Source organism: Phycisphaerae bacterium, assembly GCA_024102815.1.
In the GTDB taxonomy this organism is placed as follows: domain Bacteria; phylum Planctomycetota; class Phycisphaerae; order UBA1845; family UBA1845; genus JAGFJJ01.
In genome coordinates, this window is record JAGFJJ010000046.1 from 122,298 (window position 1) to 145,228 (window position 22,931).

Sequence of the window (22,931 nt, forward strand, 5' to 3'; positions counted from 1 at the left end):
CATAGCTGTCGATTCGGCGAGGTGCGAGGCCAGCCCCGCAAGCGCACCGGCGGCAACGATCCGGGCGAAAAACGAGCTCTGACGTTATGCCGCGGTGAGATATTGAACGCTGAAAAGGGCGTTGTCATCGAGCCAGACGTTGCGAACCTCCAGCCCGGCGGAGCGGGCGAGACCGGCGAATTCCTCCGGCGTGTACTTGTACGAACACTCCGTCAACACGGACTCGCCCTTATCGAAGCGGATCACCGTGCCGTCGAGCTGAACCTCATGTGGCTCCTTGCTGATGAGGTGCATTTCAACGCGTCCCTTGTCACCGTTGTAAACGGCCCGGTGCCGAAACCGGTCGATGCGGAAATCGGCACCTAATTCGCGATTCATGCGGTGCAGCAAGTTGAGGTTGAACTCGGCCGTAACGCCCTGATCGTCGTTATAGGCCCTTTCCAGGACTCCTACGTCCTTCTTGAGATCGACTCCGATCAGCACCGCTCCGCGCCGGCCGCTCATATCAGCGAAATTCCGGAGCATGTCGCGAGCTTCGGGCTTGTGCAGGTTACCGATCGTGGAACCTGGGAAGTAGACCACACGGCGGGTTCCGTCGAATCCATCCAGCGGCAATTCCATTCTGCGGGTGAAATCTCCACAGACAGGTACGATCGTTAATTCAGGATACCGGCTGCGCAGGCGCTCTACTGCCCGCTCCAGATGTTCGCGCGCGATATCGATCGGCACATACGCCTTAATGTCATCCAACTCTTCCAGGAGCAGGCGGGTTTTCAGGCTGCTTCCGCTTCCCGGCTCAATTAACACGCAACGAGATCCGAGTTCCGAAGCGATCTCCCCGATGCTCGCCTGCATGATCGCCATTTCCGTGCGTGTGGGATAGTACTCGTCCAACTCGCAAATATCGTCGAACAGTTGCGATCCGCGGTCATCGTAGAGGTACTTCGGCGGGAGCGCCTTCGGTCGGGCGCGCAATCCGGCCACTGCGTCATGAAACAGGCTATTGCGTACCGCTGAAGACTTCAGTGATTTCTCGGATCGCTCCTTTGATACCGTCATGATTGAACCTCCCGGGAAAGTCGGATTCCGCTGAACTGCCAGCGCGCGCCAGGCGGCATGAAGTTCCGGTACGTTGCGCGAATATGCGTCTTCGGCGTGACGCATGATCCGCCGCGCAAGACCATCTGATTGGCCATGAACTTGGCGTTGTATTCGCCCAAGCTTCCCTCGGCGGGTCTAAAGCCCGGATACCGCATGTAAGGGCTGCATGTCCACTCCCAAACATCCCCGTACATCTGCATCAGGGCTGGTTGCGCACCGGCTGGTACCGCCGGCTGCGGTTGGAATGCGGCTTCTTCGAGAAGGTTGCCCTCAACCGGCAGGTCGCGCGCCGCAACCTCCCAAGCGGCTTCCGTGGGCAGCCACATGCCCTTCCAGCGTGCGTAAGCGTCGGCTTCGTAGTAGCTGACGTGACAGACCGGCTCCGCGGGATTGACCTCGTTCCAACCACCGAGCGAGAATTGCAGCCAGCGGTCACCGCGACTTTCCCAGTACAGCGGCCCGCGCCACTGCTGCTCGTTCCGTGCCGACCAGCCATCGGAAAGCCATAGTTCCGGCCGCTCGTAGCCGCCGTCATTGATGAACTCGAGATACTCGCCGTTGGTAACGAGGCGACTGGCCAATCGGAACGCGCCAACGACAACCGGGTGTCGCGGCGTTTCGTTGTCGTATGCGAAACCGGGACCCTCGTGCCCGATCTGCCGCTGCGCTTCCGGATAAGTGAACCAATCCATGGGAGGCACTTGCGACTGTAAGGGCTTCACTCGCGTCCGATAGATGGGGCGCATGGGATTGACGGAGAGCACATTCTTGATGTCGGTCAGGATCAACTCCTGGTGCTGCTGCTCATGATGCAGCCCGATTTGCACCAGGTTTCCGATCTGAACGAATTCCGAGGATTCGGCGCGGGCCAAGAGCCGTTCCATTCCGTCGTTCACATGATGGCGATAGGCGTAGACCTGCTGGACCGTCGGGCGGCTGAGGTGGCCTCGACAGGGGCGAGGAAACTGTTCGCCGAGGCTGTTGTAGTACGAATTGAAAATATATGCATACGTGTCATCCAAGGGTCGATACGCCGCGTCATGCACTTTGAGGATAAGTGTTTCGAAGAACCAGCTAGTGTGCCCGAGATGCCATTTGGTGGGGCTCACGTCCGGCATGGTTTGGACAACGTAGTCCTCGATGGCGAGGGGTTCGCAGATCCGCTCGGTCGTTTCTCGAATGCTCTTGAAGCGCTGCAACAATGCGGATGGCTCCAACCTGCTGGCAGACGGGCTAATTACCGGAGATTCCAGCGTCGATGTGCTCTTCATCGTGTGTCCCCCAGAGACCGGGACTGCCGTAGCGGTCGGCGACGGGCGATTTCGTTAGGACTGATGATTACAGCGCGTGATACCGCGCCAGGCAATTATAGATAGGTTGTCCCCGAGATTGGCCCGCATCAACAATGATAACGGATGATACCGCGCAAAGGAGCGGCGTGCAAACGATCATTACAAGTCGAAAACGCCCATTAGTTGGCGGTACGAAGTCGTAATCCCTTCGAAACAAATGCGCGCTCGGCAATCTCAAATAACCCCTGCGCCACGAGCGCGAGCACGGCCGCAGGCAAAGCGCCCTCGAGAATGAGCGCGTAGTTATTCAAGCGGATACCCGTGAGGATTGGTTGGCCGTAACCGCCGGCACCGATCAGCGCACCGAGCGTCGCAAAGCCGATATTGATCACGGCCGCCGTCTTGACACCCGCCAGAATGGTGCGCGCCGCTATCGGCAGTTCAATGCGCAGAAGTCGCGCCCTCCTGGTCAAGCCCAAGGCATCGGCGGATTCGCGCAGCGATGGCGATACGTCCTGGAGCCCAGCGTAGACATTGCGCACGAGCGGGAGCAGGCTGTACAGAAACAAGGCCACAATCGCCGGCGGTGATCCGACGCGTCCCAATGGCTTGATCAGGAGCACGAGCAGCGCGAGCGACGGAATTGTCTGGATGATCCCGACGGTTCCGAGGATGACCTGACCGCCCCGTGGCCGGCGCGCCGCCAGAATGCCGAGGGGAATCCCGACGACGATCGCGGCTGCGAGGGAAACAAGGACCAATGTAAGGTGCTCCTTCGTGCGTTGCGCGATGCGCTGCCACGGCGTCTGCACGCGAACAGACATCTCCAGCCCCAAGGAATCAGCCAGAAACTCGGCGGCAACCTTGCGGTCCGGCTCCCCATCAATGGTCACACGGGCGTTGAGCCGCCGCATGGTGCTCGCATCAATCCGGCCTTCGATCCGCCGAAGTGAGGCGATCACTTCCGGCGCGCGGAGTTCAAGGTCCTTGCGGTAGAGATACACGGCATCATAAACGGGAAAATGGGCGAGGTTGTCCCCCAGTAGCACGACATCGAACTGCCGAATACGGGCGTCGGTGGAATACACGTCGATAACGTCAATGGAGCCCTCCGCCAAGGCGGAGTAGGCCAGATCGTGGTTCATGCCACGAACATCCCGCTGAGGGAGCCCGTAGTGATCGCGGAGGCTCGGCCACCCGTCCGCACGATCCATGAATTCGTTGCTGAATCCGAAACGGAGATCGGGGTATCCCGCCAGATCGCTGATGTTACGAAGACCCAGGCTCTCAGCGATATCCCGTCGCGTACCGATTTCGTACGTGTTGTTAAATCCGATCGGGCGCGTGATGCCGATGCCGTAATCGTCCAGTGCGGAAACCAGTTGCGCGTCATTGTCAAGCTCGAGTCGCGACAGCGTTTCCTGACGAATTGTGCCCGTGTAGTCGGGGTAAATATCGATCTCCCCGAGTCGCAAAGCCTCCCAGAGAATGCGTGTTCCGCCGAGAGCCTTGCGATGCAACACGTCCGCACCGCCGTTGCGAACAAGCAGCGCGGCAATGTCGCCGAGGATGACGGACTCCGTAAACGTCTTCGAACCGATGCGGATAGTCGGCGCGGGCGAGACTGCTTCGTCGCGAGAATTCTGCGCACGGACCGGGATGGCGGCCAATATTCCGGCAAAGGTGGCGAAAAGAAACGGCGGGAACGCGGGCCGGACTTGCTTCATGAAGCTGCCTTTCCCATGTTGGAAAGCGGGCTTCGCTGAGCGTTGATGAACGCCTCGACGAAGTCATCTTCGGGACAGTTGACGAGATCTTCGAACACGCCCTGCTGCACGATCCGTCCCTCCCGCATCAGCACGATCTTATCGCCGAAGAAGCCCGCCTCACCCATGTCATGCGTAACGAGAACAACCGTGCGGCGCAGGGCTCGAAAGATGTCCCGCAATTCTCGCTGAAGCTCGGCGCGAATCATGGGATCGAGCGCCCCCAGCGGTTCGTCCAGCAACAAAAAATCGGGGTCGAGCATCAACGCCCGCATCAGGCTCACTCTTTGTCGCTGGCCACCGGATAGCTCGGCCGGATAACGACTCAGGGCACTCGCCGGAAAATGCGTCAATGCAACCAAATCCGCCATGCGTTCCGCGATTTGTTTCTGATTCCACCGAAGGTAACGCGCCATCAGCGAAATGTTCTTCCGCGCGGTAAGGTGCGGAAACAATCCGCCGTCCTGGATCACGTACCCCATTCGGCGCCGCATCTCAAGGACGTTCTGATGGGTCAATGGTGCTCCGTTGACGCGGACTTGCCCCGTGTCAGGCTCGATGAGCCCGTTGATCAGGCGGAGAATTGTGGACTTGCCGCACCCGCTGGGGCCGATGAGAACCGTCGTGCGTCCGTCCTCGGCCAGGAGATCGGTACGTTCCAACGCCCGCGTGGTACCGAATCGTTTTGAAGCGCCCACCAGTTCCAGCATGCGAAGCCCTTCTCTGTTGCGCCGGCCACGCCGAGAAGTCGCATGCAGACCGACTGGGCTGTTTGGATTTCTTCTGATGTCGCGGCGATGGCCGCCAGTTCGTATCTGGCAATGCTCATGGTACGCGAGATCAAGCGTAGGCACCACATGATCGGACTTGCGCGGCACGCTCGAGCTGACCCGTATTTTAGAATCAACAAGGGAAAGTTGGGGCGTTTGTGCGGGCTGAGCATTCGGCCCGGCGACGTCCATGCGCCGACAAGGTGCCTCCGCTCGGAGGGGACAGAATGGGCCTGTTATCGCAACGGGTTCGGAAATACACTTCGTGGCCATCACGATTGCGGCGACCTGTTCTTGCCGCCCTGCTCTGCGCTGGATGTAGTGTCCCGACAACGCTGCCTGACTTGAATCGTCCTCCGGATTCGTTGAATCCGCCGCAGAATGAAGAACAAGTTATCGAACCTGCAGGTATCATCAACGAATGGCCGGTGGAATTGACGTTCCAAGCGTCCCGGGCGTTCTGCTGCGATCGCCTGGCGATCGAATTCGCCCCGATACCTGAGCCGACAACGCTTCCCATCGGCCTTGAATGCCGATGGGATTTCGGCGACGGACGCTCGGCAGAGGGATGTAGCGCTGCGCACGCGTATTCCTGGCCGGGCAACTACAGCGTCGCGCTCACTCTTAGGGCTCCGGATTACGACACGGTCGAGATTCGACAACGGCTGGAACTCTCCGGCGATTCCGAACCAATCACGACACCGGAGGCCGAAGCTCCGTCGACTATTGCGGTAAGCGCAGGACCTGACCAGTTCGTGACCGCGGGAGACACGGTACGACTCAGTGCCACGGTTACAACCGAGGACACTGCACCGATCCGGTACCGCTGGCAACAGACTTACGGTCCGGAGGTTACCCTCAGCTCCCCGACGACCTCTAGTCTCTCTTTCGCGGCGCCATTTGCAGACGTACAGCATGCGTATGGATTCCGAATCACAGCCGTGCAGAATAACGAGGTTGCGGATGACGTGGTCTCCATCACGGTGTTTCCGAAGAGCGACAACCCGGCCGATCCAGCCGACCCGGTCGATCCCGCCGAAGTCGTTCGACCGATCATCGTTGATGCCGGACCGGATCGTACGGTGACGCCGGGTACCACCGTACGGATAACGGCACAAGTTGCCACAGAGTCGTCCGCACCGATTCACTACGCATGGCGGCAGACGTCCGGCCCTTCCATTCTGCTTGACGGAGCCGACCGCAACTCGATTTCATTCGTTCCGCCTCCGGCCGGCAGTCGGCTTGTTTACGTATTCCGTGTAACGGCAACGCAGGGAGAGCAGTTTGATGACGATACGGTAAGCGTCGCAGTGAGTCCGGCCGAGTCGGGCCGAGGCGTGATGTTTGTCGAGCAGCCGCGTGGTGCGCAGCCGGCGGGAGAGGCGGAGGTAACCTGGATGTTCTGGCAGGGTGTACAGCCGAGCGAAGTCACGCTCCTGCTCGATTGCTGTGAGTGCCGTGACACGGAAATCCCCGCCGACGGCCCGAACAACCAAGGACTCTACAGCGCGACGATCGAGATTCCTGCCGGCCGAACGGTTTGGTACAGTGTCTTCTATTCGGTCAATGGTGTCCGATACCGAAGTCAGTCCAATTACATCAACCCGCCAAGCGGCAATCCGCCGGGACCGCCGGCTCCGGTGATCTGGTCGTTTGATCGCCAGTACGACCCGAACATTCTCGAAGACGCGCTATCCTCGGGACAGATTACGCACGTGTTTCTTTTCGGCGGCGATTTCGTCGAGCAAGCATTCGATGATCCCGAAGTGCTCAACGCAATTCGGATATGCCGGGAATATGGTGCCCAAGTGATCTGGTCGAGGCAGTTGTGGCATAACTTCCACGAATTTCAGGGCATGGACGAGGTCTTCGATCCGGAGTTCTATATTGCCGCCATCGAGCAGGTGCAAGGGGAGGCGACGGCGTTGGGTGCCGACTACACCGCGCTGGATTGTGAGGCCTACAGCAATGTCCCGCTGGATGACTATCTTTCCAACCCGATTCCACCGGCAGATTACGAGCGGATGAGCCAAGCCATCACGCTCGCGGCAGCGGGAGCCCACGTTGATTTTGTCATACCGTCCGGTTCGCATGGCGCCGCTTATCATCCCAACAACCTTTATGGCCTGCTTGGGAGGACGCGAATTGCCTCGAGCACGTACTACGACGCTCCACACAAGAACTGCCGGATAACCTATGAGTACGAGATCTTCGCCGCTTTCGTCCACTTGTCCACGGAACGTCCGGACAACGGCCTGTACCCCTACTTTCTGATCCGGAATGTCCTGGACCGGCGATATCTTTGGAGTGCGTCCGACGGCGCGCCGACCAACGTCAATGGGCTCTTCCTCTATACGGGATACGAGTCGGATGCCCGGCAGGTGGCACACACGTTATCGACACTGACACCGGCTACGCCGTAGCGTCGGCTGACGGACGCCCGCCGTGGCGTTATGATCTGCCAGCGCCGCGACGACGCAAGACACACGGCATACGAACAGGCGCGAGGGTTTCGCATCATCCTGTTTCGTGTAGAAATCAAAACTGGATGAATCTGCGAGAATGTAGATTCAGCGCGGAGCGATATGAGGCTCGGCATTTATCACGGACCGCTGTTCAAGGGGCAGAACGGCTACGAGACGTACGGCCCTTACGCGCGATACCTTGAGGAATTTTCGCGGCACTTCGAAGAACTGACCATCTTCGCCCCGGTTGCAACGAGCGAGACCGATTACCGCGGCTGTTTGATACACGCCCCCAATGTCCGTATCGTCGACCTTCCGGACTTCCGCACGCACATCCAAGCTACGTGGCATCTCCCGAAGCTCTACGGAATATTCCGGCGCGAAATTGGACGCGTCGATGCGATCAACTGCCGCAACACGGCTCCATACGGGTATCTGCTCTATTTTCTCGGTCGGCGACGACGAACGCCGTTCATGTACCACTTCACGTCTGACCCGTGGGAGGTGCTCCGCGTCGGCGAGCGGTATCGTGGGCTCTACGGACGATTCGCGCGAATGGCGTACCGATTTGACTTCGCCATTCAGACGCGCGTAATGCGACGCACCTGGTCAGTGATCAACGGGCGGGCGGTGTGCAAGAGGCTGAGCAAGATCACGGATCGCATGGAACCGATCGTCTCGAGCACTTTCAGCCAAGAACAGATTGTCGAGCGTACGGACTACCAGCTCCACCAGCCTCCGCGACTGCTGTACGTTGGATACCTGAAGCACATGAAGGGGCTGGGACACCTATTGGACGCAGTGAAAATTCTCTATGGGCGCGGCAAGTTTGTCGAACTTCGATTGGTGGGTGCAGGTCCGGAGGAACGGTGGCTGCGCGACCGCGCATCGACACTCCAAATCGCAGATCGGGTAAATTTCCGTGGCTATATCCCAATGGGTGGCTCCTTATACGCCGAATATGATGAAGCCGACCTTTTCGTTTTTCCGTCCTTATCGGAGGGCAGCCCGCGTGTTGTGTTGGAAGCCCTGGCCCGGGGTCTGCCGGTGATCTCCACCGGCGTGGGCAGCGTGCCCGACCTGATTCGAACGGGAGAAACAGGCTTGCTTGTTCCCTGCGCTGACGCGACGGCGATCGCCGATGCGATCAGTCGATACATCAGCGACGAAGCCCTGCGAGCGCGGTGCGGGCGGGCGGGTCAAGCCGTCGCTCGGGAACACACACTCGAGAAATTTATCGGTACGCTCGCGAGGCGATTGCAACAACTTTACCGCGATCGGAATACGCGATGAAGGTATGGCTCATCAACCCGTTTGACCCGTTACCTGGCGAGAAAGAGCAACTCGGGCGGTACGGCCATTTGGCATACGCCCTGCGAGATGCGGGCCATGAAGTCACGTGGTGGTCAAGCGACTTCTCGCATCGCTTTAAGCGGAACGTAGACGCCGCAGCGATTCGGTCAGCTGCGAATGCCCGTGGTATGGATATACGCCTTGTACCGACGCCCCGCTACTCCAAGAACATATCGCTTGCTCGCCTCAAGAGCCATGCGGCGTATGCGCGGGAATTTGCGCGCACCGCTGTGATGGAACCCAAGCCTGACATTATTCTGGCAAGTTCTCCACCGCTCGGGTCCGCGGCCGAGGCGGCGAAGATTGGCAAGGACATGGGAATCTCGACGGTAATCGATATTCAGGATCAGTGGCCCGACAATTTCAGAAGACTGTTCCCGAAGCCACTGCGGTGGCTTGGCGGTCTCTTGCTGTCGCGCCAATATTCGATGGAGCGCCACGCGTATCGCCTTGCCAAGGGAATTGTCGGCGTGGCGGAAGGCTATGTTCGACGCGGGATCACGGTCGGCGGCCTCAAAGAACACCGGGGCGTCTTCCCGCTCGGCGTAACGCTCGATGAAGTAGACGCGACTGTCGCAGCAGGTAGGAAAAAATACGGCGGCAAGTGGCAAAAAGGGAAAGATGAAATCTGGTTCCTCTATTCCGGCAGCCTCAGTCATGCATATGATTTCCTCACGATTGTCAGGGCTGCTATCCAATGCCAGGAGAAGTTCGGCACGCGTGCTCGTTTCTTCCTCTCGGGTCGGGGAGAGCTGTCGACGGAGGCGGAGCGAATCGTTCACGAAAACAATCTGTCAAATGTTACGCTGACCGGGTTTCTGGAGTTCGAAGAGTGGGTGTGCCTGCTCTCGCAAGCTGATGCCGGATTCAATGCTTCGTTTCCGCATGCCCTGATCTATTTCCCAAACAAGATTTTTTATTACATGGCTGCCGGCGCGGCGATTCTCAACACGATCCCCGGAGAATGCGCCGAACTTGTGGAGCGCGAAGGCTGCGGGCTCAACTATCGGGCCGGTGACGCTGAAGACTGTTTTCGCACGATCGCGCGACTAATGGACGATCCCACTGAAGCGCATCGCATGGGGAAAGCGTCGCGCCGTCTGGCCGAAACGCGATACGATCGAGCGATCATCTCCGCCGCTTTCGTGCGCTTTCTGGAAGGTGTCGTGAACCGGGGATAGGAGAAACCCCCAAGCGAGCCTTCGCGTCCGTTCGACTGGCCACCAATCGAATCTTACGCACGGGACGATACACAGTACACGCGGGTGATCCTCGGAGAATTTGCATGGGGATGCCGTCTGACGCGCGAGGTTCAGATCATCCCCTCAAGAAATTCAACTGAAGCGCGGCAAAGTCACGTAGGTCCGCGGCACCGTCCTCGTTCAGATCAAAGCACGCACAGCCGACATGAACAGGAGCGTTCGGGGCACCGAGGCAGGCAAGCATCTCCTCGAAGTCGACAAGGTCCACATTGCCGTTTCCGTCGCAGTCTCCGTTGAGGAATATTTGCAATTGGGCTGACGCGCTGATCTTTGATCCACATCGGTTCGTCACTTGAACGGCGTACTCGCCGGAGTTCATTGGCTGGGTCGAGAAGATCGACAAGGAAGCCGTCGTGGTACCGGAGATGATCGAGCCGTCGGGACCCGGGCCATCGGCCAGCAGCATACCGTTCTTCTGCCATTGGTATGCCAGATTGGACGCTCCCGCTGCAAAGACTTCGAGGCTAACCTCCTGTCCGGAGGTCGCGGTCACATCGGCGGGCTGGCGATCGAATACGACCTCATCCAGGTAGCGGTACTCCCACGTGTCAAGCGGATTCTGCCCGGTGGAATTGTTGTAGGTATTGCCGACCATGACCATTGCACGGCGGCGGGTATCGAACACCATGGCGGCGGGGACTTCGGCATCGAAGAGATTGGGATGGAATTCGGGAAGGATCTGCTGCCACTGATCTCCGCTGAAGGCGTAGGTATCGGTGTGGTAGGCACTGGGAGAGCCAATATTGCGGCAGCATCCGTAGGCCGTGGGCCGCGATCGTACGGTGTCGTAAGCCATCACGGGCCAGTACCGCTGGAGCACGGCCGCCCCGCTGAATGCAGACCAAATATTGTTCGCATAGGCGTATGAGCCCTGCCACGAACCCACGAGACCGTATTCTTGAGCAAGCGTATAGCCGCGCACAGGGTCGAATACGATCGGTGTGTCGTAGGGCGTTGGCCCGTTACCGGTATAAGTCTCCTGCCAGGTTGCAGCCCGCGAGTCAAACTCCCAGGTGCGGTTCGTCGGCGTCGGGCCGTAGACGTATTCGGCCAGGAGAATCATCTTGCCACGCGCTGAATCGTACGCAACGTCACCCTGCTTGCCGTAATCGATGGTCGGTCCATTGGGAGAGGTCGTCAGCAGCGTCCAGTCTATACCGTCATATTCCCAAACGTCGGCGTTGAGCCCGGCCGTAGCCGACCAGCCACCGAAGAGCAAGACCGTGTTTCGAGTCGTGTCGAATACCATTTCATGTTGGCCACGTTTACCTGGGTTATGCGCCGGAAAGCGTTGTGTCCATTCCACTCCATCCCATTCCCAAGTGTCGTCGAGGTAGTCCCCCGGCCCGAAGCCACCGTACAGCACGCTTACTCCGCGATGCAGGTTGTAGGCCATGTCGGTGGTGTAGGCCAGGCGACGCACCGGTCCGGAACTGGTCCGATGGACCCACCCCGGCGTGGGCAAGGTTAGCAAGGCGGGATTGGAATAGACCGACTCGCAGCCATCCGTGACGCGGCAACGATAGACTCCCTCATCCTCAAAGTGTGCACCCGCGATGGTCAGATTTGAGGAGGTCGCGCCGGTGATCCGGCCGTCGGTTACAAGGTCGTTCCCGTTCCGCTGCCATTGGTAGTCCACGTAAGCGAAACCCTGAGCGGGGGCCGAGAATACGGCCGTATCGCAGGGCGCGAGCGACTGGCTTGCAGGTTGGCCATCAAAAGTAACGCCGACTTGAATATGGTGCGGATCGGAGACGATTGTCCCGCAATGGTTGCTTGCGACGACGCGATAGTCCCCGGTGTCGGACTTCTGGAGATTCGCAAGATAGAAATTGCCGCCCGCGCCCGTGCGTTGCCCCGGGACCGCCTGCCAGAACTCGCCGTCGAACCGCTGCAGCTCCAGTACAACGTCCGTTCCCGCCGGAGTGCTGGGCTGGATGAAGACGCTGACGTCGGGGCAGGTCCAGGCTGGCCACTGTACGCTCCGATCCCAGGAGACGGGCACCGGGACGCTGAGATACGCGTTGCGGCTGAACATGGCGCCGCACGGATTGCTTGCTCGTAAATTATATGATCCAGCGTCCCCGTATCCGACGTTTGGCAGAAAGAGGATCGTGCCGGATGCGCCGGGAATGGGGCTCGATTCTCTGAACCATTGGTAATCGTAGGGCCCACCGATGGCGGTCACGGCAAAGGTTGCGCTGCTCCCGGGGCAACTGGTCACATCGTTCGGCGCCGTCGGATCCGCGAGGGCGGGTGACTCCTGAAGCCACTCCCACGTATCCGTGAAATTGGTAGACCGGCCGACTCCATCATTGTCGATGTAAGAATTGATCCCGCCGTAGAGCACAGCACGATCGCGGTACGTGTCGAAGCACATGCTTGCCGCCATCCGGCGGTCCTCATAACCCATTGTATCCACGTATATCCAGCGCGAGGCAGCGACGTCCCAGACATAGGTTGCCGGGTTGTAGCCGTAAATGTTGGTCGAATCTCTCCCGCCGTGTCGGATGATGCGTCCACGGTGAGGGTCGTACGCCAGCGCTGCGGAGATTCGGGTCGTGTAGGGATCGCCGGTGATCGGGATCTGCTGCCAGACGCCCTGGGCGGCAGTAGCACCCGGCGTGTACTCCCATGTTTGCTCCAAATATCCGTTGTATTGACCGGCATACAAGAAGGCCTTGTTGCGCCAAGTGTCGAAAACCATACTCTCCGGAGATACCGGACCCAAGTCAGGGCCCCGATCCCAGACGTCTCCGTCCCATTCCCACGTCTCCCACGTACCGTCGAAGGCGTGGGAAACAGCCAGCATGATCAGCCGGCCGCGATAGGGATCGAAGGCCATCGGGGCGTCAATTGTCGAAGGCGGCCAAGGTTCGACGTGTTCCCGCTGCTGCCAATTGGTGCCATCGTACTCCCAGAGCTCATCGATGGGATGTTGCGTGTTGCTGATCCAGCCACCGTAGATGACCAGCTTCTCCCGGAGCATATCAAACGCGGCGCCGCCGACGTCCCGCCAGGGTGGCATGCCAAGAACATAATCCTCAGCCCATTGGGTACCGTCATACTGAAAGACCGGGAGTTTTCCGGTGTTCTGGGGAGAAACGGTTCCCCCCAATGCGACGGTGACGTGCCGACGACTATCGTAGACGAGCGTAAGTAAAGTCGGCGACCAGGTGTAACCCGTGGGTACGCCGAGGGGCTTGGGTGGCGGGTCGATATTCTGATTCACCCATTGAACACACTGGCCACGCGCCCCGATTGAAACGCACAAGCAGACCAAGATGGCTAGCGGACTTCGGATCCACGAACCTATCATCCCAAGCTCCTCGATCCGCACGAGCCGGACGCTCTTACGGGTTACGCACGCGTACGTTGGGCGCAACCGAAATACGATCGCGATTTCAGGTAAAGACCCCAAGGTGTCGGGGCTGACCGTCCGGCCGCCGCCGCTAACGACGACGCCCGCAGCCGGGATTGCGGATTGGCCCGATTCGCAACAGATGCTACTCCAATCCTGGGAGGCAAATCAAGTCTCGCTTTCCCCGGCCGAAACCGAACACGTACGCGCGAATAGCTCAGCGGTTCAAGGTGAACCTGTGCTTGCCTGCGCCTTGTAACCGAAGGCGGGGGTCCGAGGGATAATTACCGGAACTCAATCGTTTGTCGGCGGGTTACGGGGGGCGTCACACAACCGTCCTTCTGCCCGTCGCAAGACAGTGCTACGCGAATCCGGACAATTCTATTGCAGCACGATGACCTGAAGCGGTATATTCGTGGCTCGGGCATTTTACCAGAGTATGAATGCACTTCGGATTGCCGTCCACCGAAATTGGGCGGCATCAGGGCTCGGGCTCCGGGCCAAACGGACGGGGAAACTACATGTGCGGGTTTGGAAAACGCAAGAACATGCCGGGCGTAATGTTGTCGTATGTTGCCTATCAGATGGCACTCCTTCTGCTCGTTGGCGCGGGCGCGGCGTCGGCTCGGGCCCAATGCCCAAACGATGGCGATGGGGACGGCTACGCAGCCGGCGGATGCACGCAGAATTGCGATGATTGTGCAGGAACCGCGGCGGACTGTGACGACACCAGGCCGACGGTGAACCCCGGCGCGGCGGAAATTTGCGGCGACGGGCTGGACAATGATTGTGACGGGGCCGCAGACGGCGCGGACAGTGATGTCGTGCTGATTCCGGACGAAACCGTGCCGGTTTTTGGCTTTGAGACACGAGGTGAGTGCGAGGGGACCGGGCAGCCGTGCGACCTTCGATTCCCCAACCAGCTTCCTCCCGGCTGCAACTGCATTCCTGGACCGGCGAACTTCAATCAGGTCATTCAAGCGTGCGTCGACAACGGTGTTGTAACGGGTCCCTGCGACGAGGGCGATCCTGACGAACCCGGCTCCCAGGCTGTCGGAAGCACCTGCATGACCGGCGGCACCTGCCAACCCATCCCGGTCGCCATCGGCGAACCTTGCATTATTGGCCTGGGCGTATGCCGACGGCTCGGCACCGTCGTTTGCCAAGACGGCTCCGTAGTGTGTAATGCAACGGCGGGCACTCCGGAGGTTGCGGTGGAGGGGGGCGGTTCCGATCCCGCAACTGATCCACGTTGCTTTGATGAATTGGATAACGACTGTGACGGGTTGGTCGACCACGAAGACCTTGAATGCCAGACAGCGGAACGATGCGATGGGTTTGACAACAACAATGATGGGATGATCGATGAGGCATTCCCGCAGCTCGGGCAGCCGTGTACGGTAGGGCCGCAGGGAACGCCGTGCGAAAATACCGGCGTTTATGTTTGCAGCTCCTCAGGCGGCGTCGAGTGCAACCTGAATCCACTCCCCCCGTCCGAAAAGCCGGAGGCCTCCTGCGGGGACGGTATCGACAACGACTGCGACGGATTTGTCGACTGCGATGACAGTAACTGCATTAGGCCGGAAATCTGTGACGGGATGGACAACGATTGCGACGGCAACGTGGATGAAGGCTTCGCCCAGCTTGGCCAGCCATGCTCCATTGGACAGGGTGCATGCCGCGGTGACGGCATGTTTGTCTGCAATCCTCAAGGAACTGCCGTCGTCTGCAACGCGATGCCTTCAGCCTCTTCTCCCGAGCGGCGCACGGCCGGGAACAGCTGCTCCGACGGAATCGATAACGACTGCGACGGACTGATTGACGATGCGGAAACTGAATGCCAGGCATCGGAGTTGACTGTCGAATGTTCGCTGATCTATGACGGCCCACCTGATCGTCGTAAGTCTGTCAACGAGCGCGGCCGGGGCGAGCCCGGTGCGGACTGTGGCGGATGGCATGTCATCGAGTGGGAAACAGCGGGCAGCGTCGGCGACGTCACTTGCTCGGCCGTGCTGAAAGGCCTTGATCCCGACGGGAACATCCTTGGCGTTCTCGACGTGGCGATGGACGAGCGGGCTCACCTTGTCAGTCGTATCGATCCTGAAGATCTAAAGATCGTATCGCGCTCCAACCGCGCGCGGGGCCGGTGGCATGAGGTTTTCGCGCCAGTTCCGTTGCTGGAAGTCACGTGCCGGGATGAAGCCCGAACGGCAAAGGCGTATTGTTCCAATGTCGCCTATCTCGAGGTGATCCAGCCTGACGGATCCGTGGTAAGCTCGTCGGCGGGGGATGAAGCTGTTGTGGACGTGGCCATGCCGCGAATTAACCCTCGCTCGCTCAAGGTATTGGTAGACTGCGTGGATATCATTCCACAGCTTGTGGCTGATCCTGCAACGCAACTACCCGGCGGCCCTTTCAGCGGCCCGGTCAACGTCAACGGTAAGATGATGACCGTCAAGGATCTGATCGTTAACACTCCCATCCCGTCCTCAGAGTCGTCGGTCGAAAGCAAGGGGGCCAATCGACTTACGATGACTATCGTCGGCGCCGGTTGCGGCGGACACGCCATCCAAGTGGACGGCGAACCTTCTGAGGACCTTATCCCCACGCGCCCGGGTCGACTTACCCCAGAGTGTCACTATGACGACGGGAAGGACCTCGGCGAATGGTCCGTCTTTGAGATCACCATCAACAGTCCCACGGAGGGGCAGATCATCGATAACGGCGGACTGCGACCCGACCAGATTCGCGTCACGGGCGAAGTCTGTGCTGGCGAGGAGATCGCCGAGGTCCTCATCAACGGCCAAGTTGCCGCACTGGCTCCACCCACAATTCAGCAGGGAGTCGGGGAATGTGCTGGAAACAGCAAGACAGTGACGATCCCGATTGACGAGGACGTACCCGTAACAGACGTGGCCGCGGTCTTGTCCGGAGCGCAAAGCACGCGAGGATCATTTGATCCCGGTCCAAACATTCTCATCGCACAAGCCGCCGACATCATGGGCAACACCACGCACGATCTGGTTCCTTTCGTGGTCGGACCGGCGATTCCGACACCGGTGATCAGCGCCGGCCGCGGACTCCGCCCCGGGGGCGGACCGGTAGCGGGCCGCTCACCGCTCGCCAACGGCGTACAGATTCCCAGAGCCTTCACGATGGTGCTGGACGATACGGTCACGCTGGACAACGGCAATCGCGCGCTTCGGGAGTTCTTTGATGAGACGATGCGGGAATTCAGTCTCAATCTTGCAAACTGCCTGCTCCAGCCGCGCGAGTTCTGTTGCAGCACGAAGCTGCCTATGCCGTGGTGGACGTGTGATCCGAATGTGACAATCTGCACGACACCAGAGCTTGCTCAAACGCCGGAGCAATTCGCCGAAACCTTTGATGTCCAAGTCGTTCCGCACGATGGCTTTGTGACCATCAGCACGCGAATTCCCGAGTTCCGCCTCAGTTCGCGGGCCGATGGAAAATGCTGCAGCCCGAGTTGCGGGTTCTTCTGCGTCTCCCGCACGAAGGTTGACTATGACGGCGTGATATCGATTCCGGACATCACCATCGAAATCGATATCAGTGAAGAGAACATCCTCATGCAGGATGGAACGTTCACGGTACGGTTTATTCCCGGAGACGACGCCAACATCGGCATCAGCGGAAACATCGGCACGGCCATAAAGACCGGTTGCGGGCTGTTCAGCGTTGGAACTCTGCTGGATGTCATCTTTCCGCTTCGGCCGGTTCTCAACATTCTGACCAACAGCTTCGCGCGTATTCTAGGTTTCGTGATCCAACAGCAGGGCATTGATCTATGCCCCTTTGTCAAGGAGATTGCCGGCAAGGACGGCATGAATAACCAGTCGGACGATCTCGCTCTGGGGCGGGAAGACCTCAGCGAGAAATTCGGCTTTGCGCTCGAGCACACGGTGGATGACGCAGAAATTACGCCCAGCGGTATCGCCATCTCCATAGCGGCCATGATTGAACCAATCCTGGTGGACGGACAAACAGGAACAATCACCGGAACCCTGAGCACCAACGCGCCGTTGGTCGTGCCCAACGTGCCGCCGACGAACAACCTGCGAAGCATTTCCATGGCCATTGCCGACGACTTCTGGAATCAGTTCCTCGCAGCACTCGTTCAGTCCGGGAAGCTTCGAGCGCAGTTCACGCGTGTGCTGAAGCTCAGCGACTACCTGCCAGCGTGCGAGACGATCGCCAACGACGTCCTTCGGGCCCGGTGCGTCGGCCTGAGCGACTGCCGGGACGCGGCCGATTTCGACGCGTTTGATCGGTGCCAGGTCTGTCTCGATCAGTTCGATCCGTTGACGCTCGCCCGGACGACGTGCATCACCGCCGCCCGCCGGGCTCGGGATCGCAAGATCAACCGCGACACGGACATCGTTCTCCACGCCCGGGCGGAGAATCCTCCGGCATTCTACCTGGATGACGATCCAAACACGCCGAACGTGGAAATCATCTTCCGGACCGGCGAGATGCGCGCGGCGCTCATCGCCAACCGGGATAGCAACGAAAACGTCGGTGGTTTCAGTTTTGGCGAAGGCACGTGCGATCCCAATGCGGCCTGCGACCCTGAGAATCGATGCGACCAGGGAGATCTGGACAAGCTCGATCTGAGCACTGTGCCCGATTGTTCACTCGACTCGATTCCCTTCAATACTGACTGCCTGCTCTGGTCAACTTGCCTTGACCTAGACATCAAATTCTCCATCGGTGTGAGCAATGTTGAGGTCGACGGCAAGATGCGCCCCCAGTTGAGCTTTGACCTCATCGGGATCAGCGAGCCGCCGCCGGGCTCCGTGGCTGAAGACCAGGGTGAACAGTGCGGTGGTTCGTTCCAGATCCCGGACTTGGATTTCCTGAATACGGAAACTCTGATGAACGACGCACGCCGAGGTATTGAACGGAGCTTCTGCGAAAACACGCCTCCCTTCCAGGCGGAAGCGCTCGATTTCGGCGGGATTGTGCAGTTTCTGAATCCGAGCCTCCAGACGGTATCCAACTGTACGAACGACGCGGAGTGCGATACGCACTTCGCCGACTACCTCGTGATTACGGGAGACTTGAAGAGCAACGGCCTTGGCGCCTTCATTGCCGACCAGGTTTGCCAGCAAATCCAGATGAAGGTGACGGAAAATACCGGCGCTTGCAAGTCGGACAGTGGTGAGAGCAACATGTCCCGAGAGAAAGTCTGCCAGTAATTCGGGAAATGAACACGTGATCTCCCTGGCGCCCCGGCTGCCGTCTGAATCGGCACCGGGGCGCTCTTTTTCCGTAACAGTAGCACTCTCGGGCCGGTCTCAGGTTGGGATCCCCCTGTTCAATGGTCGACGGAAAGCCGCAGGCTTATTGTAGGGCAGGATGCCTTTCGTCGGCCTCAGGCCCAATTCGCTGCAGAATTGTGGCTGACAGATTCGCACACGCTGTTCTCGCGTGTGCTCACGACATTCGTTCTTCCGGTGGGACGAAGTCCGGGTCGGGCAATCCGAGCCTCCACTTCCATTGCTTGATTGCACAGTAGCAAGTGGGGACGACCAGAATGGTAACCAATGCGACAGCCATGCCGCCGAAGACAGGAAGCGCCATCGGTGTCATGACATCACTGCCTCGGCCGGTCGCAAGGAGCACGGGTACGAGCGCGGCCAGCGTCGTGAACGTTGTCATGAGGCAAGGACGAATCCGTCGCAGGCCGGCATAAATCACCCGCTCTTCGATCTCCGCATAGCGCCTGATCGGCGATTTTCCGAACACCTGATCCAGGTAGGTGCCGATGACGATGCCATCGTCAACGGCGATACCGAAGAGAGCGATGAATCCGACCCAGACGGCGACCGTGAGGTACATGTTATCGCCGGGAAATGGTCGATCCATCATGCCGAGGACATAGAGCCCGTTCTGAAGCTGCGGCCAGTACTCAAGCAGGATAAATCCACCGGAAAACGCAACGGGAATCGCCAGGAAAATCACCAGTGTCAATGGCCACCGCTTGAATTGGAGATGGATGAGGAGGAAGTTGATGAGTAGCACCAGAGGAACGAGAACGGCGAGGCGGCTCTTGGCCCGGATATTCCGCTCGTAACTCCCCGCCCAGCGCATGTAGTAGCCCTCGGGCAGCTGCAACTCACCGCTGACGACTGCGTCGTCGATAATTCGTTGTCCGTTCTGTACCAAGGTCGTTTCATCGATTCCCTGATTGCTCATCGTCACGTAACTGACGTACTTGGTTCCTTCGCGACGAACACTCATGGGCCCGGTTACGCGATGGACGTCAGCCACAAGCGTGATCGGGATCTGCGCCCCTGAAGGTGTAGGCACGAGAATACGCTCCAGGTCGGGCACTTCGTCGCGCAGCTCGCGTTGGTAGCGGATGCGGACCGGATAGCGGTCGAGGCCTTCGTATGTTGTCGTCAGATTGCGCCCGCCAATAGCGACTTCAATGACCTGTTGAACGTCGGCGATATTCACGCCGTAGCGGGCAATGGCCTCCCGGTCAATGCGGAATTCAAGGTAGGGCTTGCCACTCGTGCGCACGGCGTTGATGGCCCGCGCATGGGCGAGCCGATTTCGGAGAAGCTGCTCGATACGGACGGCGAGCACCTCGCAACGCTCCACACTGTCGCCGTAGATCTTAAGGCCGATCTTGGCGCTGAGGCCCGTGCTGAGCATTTCGACGCGCGTCCGGATGGGCTGCAGTTCCACGGAGGGAAGAACGCCCGGAAAACTGCCCGCCTTCCTGACATCTTCCCAGATTTCTTCCATCGTTCGATTACGGCGCATGCCGGCGAATTCGGGGTCATCGATCGTAGGCCATTCGCTGCGTGGTTTCAGGAGAATCATGGTCTCGAGCATGCCGACGGGTGCGGGATCCAGGGGAGATTCCACGCGCCCCAACTTGCCGACGACCATATTCACCTCCGGAATCTGCATGAATTGCACGTCCTGTTTCTGCATGACATCCATGACCGTGTTGATGGAGCCGGCGGGGAGCACGCTGGGCATGTAGAGAAAATCGCCTTCATCGAGAGGCGGCATGAACTCCTGGCCGATGCCCTCCCGCTCCAGCAACGATTTCAATGGGCGGTACTCGCCGAACGGCTGGGTAAGTCCCGGCGCAAACACTCCCGCGAGGGTCTCGCTGCTCCGTGCGACCACATCTGTATAGTGGATCGCCAGCAAAGCGAAGATGAACGCGCCGATGCGAAACGCCATGCTGAGCCAGCGCCTTCTTTCAACTTTCAAGAAACCCCCGCCGCGCCAGAGGCTACAGCCGATGCGCACCGTATCGATGACAAGCGGAAACACGGCGAAAGCGAATATGGCTGCACCGGCCAGGGTCAGCCACCATGCCGCTGTCCATTCCGTCGGCATCAGGCCGACGCGTTCCAGTGGTCTTGTCACAGCGCCCAGCGTCGCACTCCATCCCACCCAAATGCTCAAGCCCCACAGTACGAACGTGACAGGGATAAGGAGGAACAGAATTTTGTGGTGCAGGACCCATCGTATGGTGGGCACATAGAGGCGATGGATGAATCGGCTGGTCGGATTGCGCTCGATGGGCCTGATCTGCTCACGAAGTGTAAGGAAAGTGATTAGTGCAATGGCCGCCGCGACGATGATTGCGACGCGCGCCCCCGGCCAGGCGAAGTAATCGCTCACAGCAGCCGTAACGGTACCGAAAAATGGATGGATTGCATCGGACTGCCACCAGAGGACAAACGCCAGAGCGCCGAAGGAAGCTGCCACGCCGAGCGCCGAAGAGCGAGGCAGGCGCCGGTTGCTTAGCATGATCGACGCAAGAGGCGGGACAACTGTCAGTGCCAGAAGAACGGCACCGACCATGCAGAAGGTCTTTGTCCAGGCCAGAGGCGTGAATAGCTTGGCCGATTGACCCTCCAGGAAAAAGACCGGGAGGAAGGAAATGACGGTCGTGCTGATAGCGGTGACAATGGCCGATCCAACTTCCGTGGCCGCTTCTCCTACGATCGCCCTGCGGCGGGAATGATCGATCATCTCGCGAAGAGTGCCTTGGGTATCGGCTTCGAAAGCCGTGTATTCATCCCGTCGGTCCGTGAGGTGCTGGCAGATGTTCTCCAGCATGACAATGCCCATATCGACCATTGTCCCGATGGCGATGGCGATACCCGCAAGACTCATGATGTTGCTGGGAAGGCCGAGCGCCTGCATGCAGATGAAAGCAGAAAGAACAGCGAGCGGGAGCGTGACGGCAATGACCAGGCTGCTGCGGAAATGAAGCAGGAAAAGTACCACGGCAATCACCGTGATGAGCAGCTCCTGCGAAAGCGCTTCAGTCAGCGTGGCCATCGTTTCGTGAATCAAGTCGGTACGATCATAGAATGCGTTGATACGCACGCCGGGCGGAAGCCCTCGCTCCACGGCATCGATCTTGCCGTGCACACGCTCGATGACCGACAAGGGGTCCTCTCCGAAACGCATCGTGACAACCCCTCCCACTGCTTCCGCGCCCATCTTGTCCAGCGCTCCACGGCGGAAGTCGGGCCCGACGGTGACTGTGGCGACCTGGTGAACGTAGACGGGCGTGCCGTTCTCGGCATGAACGACGATATTCTCGAGGTCTCGAATGACTGCTCGTTCGCGCACTTTCCGCTCGGCCGTGTTTCGCTCTTTGCCGCCGAGAAACCCCACTCCGCGGACGAGAATCTCCATGCCGTTTTCTTCGATGACCTTGGCGCCGACATCGATGTTGGCGTTCTTAACGGCGGCCACGAGCTTGGACAGAGGGGCATTGAACGCGCGAAGTGCTTCGGGATTGACGTCGATCTGGTACTGGCGCACGAACCCACCGATGCTCGCAACTTCGCTGACTCCCTCGACGCTCTCGAGGGCCAATTTGACGTCAAAATCCTGGATGCTCCGGAGACGATCGAGGGAAAGCTCACTGAAATGCAACGGAGTACCGCTGATCGGGTCGATGAATGGTTCGGCGTCCTGCAGAGAGGGCTGCAATCCCGGATCGCTCTTGAGAAACGCTTCGCGGGAGGCGGCGGTGAGACGACCGTCGGAGGTAAATCGCAGACCCGGCCGGTCGGGTGAATACCACCCGTTTTCGACCGTGTACCAGAAGACCTGCCCCAAAGCCGTGGCGTCCGGCCCCAGCCGAGGCGAAACACCCTCGGGCAATTGCCCCTGCGCGACGTTAAGCCGCTCCAGAACCCGGCTTCTCGCCCAGTAGAATTCGACACTGTCGTTGAAAACAACGTAGACAATCGACCAGCCGAAACCACTGGTGGCGCGGATCTCCTTGACTTCGGGAACGCCCTGGAGCGCGACGGTAAGCGGATAAGTAACCTGCTCGTCGACGTCTTTGGGGCTGCGGCCCATCCATTCACTGAACACGATCACTTGGTTTTCAGCGATGTCGGGTATCGCGTCCTTGGGGTTCTCCTCAAAGGCCCGCCATCCGAAAATGGCCAGAGCTGCGGCCAATACCGCGGCCAGGAGCGGCGTCTTGAGAAATGTGCGTATAAGTCCATTGACCATGAATTCTCTCCGGGCAAGAGCGAT

The 22,931-nt window shown here is 59.3% G+C and carries 10 protein-coding genes; 4 read left to right on the top strand and 6 right to left on the bottom strand.

Features of this window, described 5'->3' with window-relative positions; all coding sequences use genetic code 11:
* Window positions 1-84: 84 nt before the first annotated feature.
* The 4 genes from egtD to J5J06_10730 form a co-directional block, all read right to left on the bottom strand.
* Window positions 85-1,059, bottom strand: a complete 975-nt coding sequence (egtD, locus tag J5J06_10715) for an L-histidine N(alpha)-methyltransferase (GenBank protein ID MCO6437549.1) — start codon at window positions 1,057-1,059, stop codon at window positions 85-87.
* Window positions 1,056-2,372, bottom strand: coding sequence for an ergothioneine biosynthesis protein EgtB (gene egtB / locus J5J06_10720; protein MCO6437550.1), 1,317 nt, complete (start codon window positions 2,370-2,372; stop codon window positions 1,056-1,058). The genes egtD and egtB overlap by 4 nt, the downstream gene beginning before the upstream one ends.
* A 200-nt stretch (window positions 2,373-2,572) precedes the next feature.
* Window positions 2,573-4,120, bottom strand: coding sequence for an ABC transporter permease subunit (locus J5J06_10725; GenBank protein MCO6437551.1), 1,548 nt, complete (start codon window positions 4,118-4,120; stop codon window positions 2,573-2,575).
* Window positions 4,117-4,869, bottom strand: coding sequence for an ATP-binding cassette domain-containing protein (locus tag J5J06_10730; GenBank protein MCO6437552.1), 753 nt, complete (start codon window positions 4,867-4,869; stop codon window positions 4,117-4,119). The genes J5J06_10725 and J5J06_10730 overlap by 4 nt, the downstream gene beginning before the upstream one ends.
* Before the next feature lie 488 nt (window positions 4,870-5,357).
* On the opposite strand from J5J06_10730, the gene J5J06_10735 reads away from it, so the two are divergent.
* From J5J06_10735 to J5J06_10745, 3 genes are all read left to right on the top strand, one after another.
* Window positions 5,358-7,352, top strand: coding sequence for a PKD domain-containing protein (locus tag J5J06_10735; GenBank protein ID MCO6437553.1), 1,995 nt, complete (start codon window positions 5,358-5,360; stop codon window positions 7,350-7,352).
* A gap of 162 nt (window positions 7,353-7,514) precedes the next feature.
* Window positions 7,515-8,687, top strand: a complete 1,173-nt coding sequence (locus J5J06_10740) for a glycosyltransferase (GenBank protein ID MCO6437554.1) — start codon at window positions 7,515-7,517, stop codon at window positions 8,685-8,687.
* A 68-nt stretch (window positions 8,688-8,755) separates the two neighbouring features.
* Window positions 8,756-9,928 carry a glycosyltransferase family 4 protein gene (locus J5J06_10745; protein ID MCO6437555.1) on the top strand — a complete coding sequence of 391 codons (1,173 nt, stop codon included), beginning with the start codon at window positions 8,756-8,758 and terminating at the stop codon, window positions 9,926-9,928.
* Between the two features lie 136 nt (window positions 9,929-10,064).
* On the opposite strand, the gene J5J06_10750 is transcribed toward J5J06_10745, so the two are convergent.
* Window positions 10,065-13,241, bottom strand: a complete 3,177-nt coding sequence (locus tag J5J06_10750) for an immunoglobulin domain-containing protein (protein MCO6437556.1) — start codon at window positions 13,239-13,241, stop codon at window positions 10,065-10,067.
* Window positions 13,242-13,918: 677 nt separating this feature from the next.
* Here J5J06_10750 and J5J06_10755 point away from each other — a divergent pair.
* On the top strand, window positions 13,919-18,589 hold the full coding sequence (locus J5J06_10755; protein MCO6437557.1) for a putative metal-binding motif-containing protein: 4,671 nt from the start codon (window positions 13,919-13,921) through the stop codon (window positions 18,587-18,589).
* Window positions 18,590-18,827: 238 nt separating this feature from the next.
* Here the strand turns inward: J5J06_10755 and J5J06_10760 are convergent, their stop codons facing one another.
* Entirely contained in the window at window positions 18,828-22,907 is a 4,080-nt protein-coding gene (locus J5J06_10760) for an efflux RND transporter permease subunit (protein ID MCO6437558.1), read from the bottom strand.
* Between the last annotated feature and the right edge of the window lie 24 nt (window positions 22,908-22,931).

Excerpts from the sequence above, each read along its gene's own strand:
- egtD (MCO6437549.1), bottom strand. The coding sequence starts at position 1,059 with ATGACGGTATCAAAGGAGCGATCCGAGAAATCACTGAAGTCTTCAGCG.
- egtB (MCO6437550.1), bottom strand. The coding sequence starts at position 2,372 with ATGAAGAGCACATCGACGCTGGAATCTCCGGTAATTAGCCCGTCTGCC.
- J5J06_10725 (MCO6437551.1), bottom strand. The coding sequence starts at position 4,120 with ATGAAGCAAGTCCGGCCCGCGTTCCCGCCGTTTCTTTTCGCCACCTTT.
- J5J06_10730 (MCO6437552.1), bottom strand. The coding sequence starts at position 4,869 with ATGCTGGAACTGGTGGGCGCTTCAAAACGATTCGGTACCACGCGGGCG.
- J5J06_10740 (MCO6437554.1), top strand. The coding sequence starts at position 7,515 with ATGAGGCTCGGCATTTATCACGGACCGCTGTTCAAGGGGCAGAACGGC.
- J5J06_10755 (MCO6437557.1), top strand. The coding sequence starts at position 13,919 with ATGCCGGGCGTAATGTTGTCGTATGTTGCCTATCAGATGGCACTCCTT.
- J5J06_10760 (MCO6437558.1), bottom strand. The coding sequence starts at position 22,907 with ATGGTCAATGGACTTATACGCACATTTCTCAAGACGCCGCTCCTGGCC.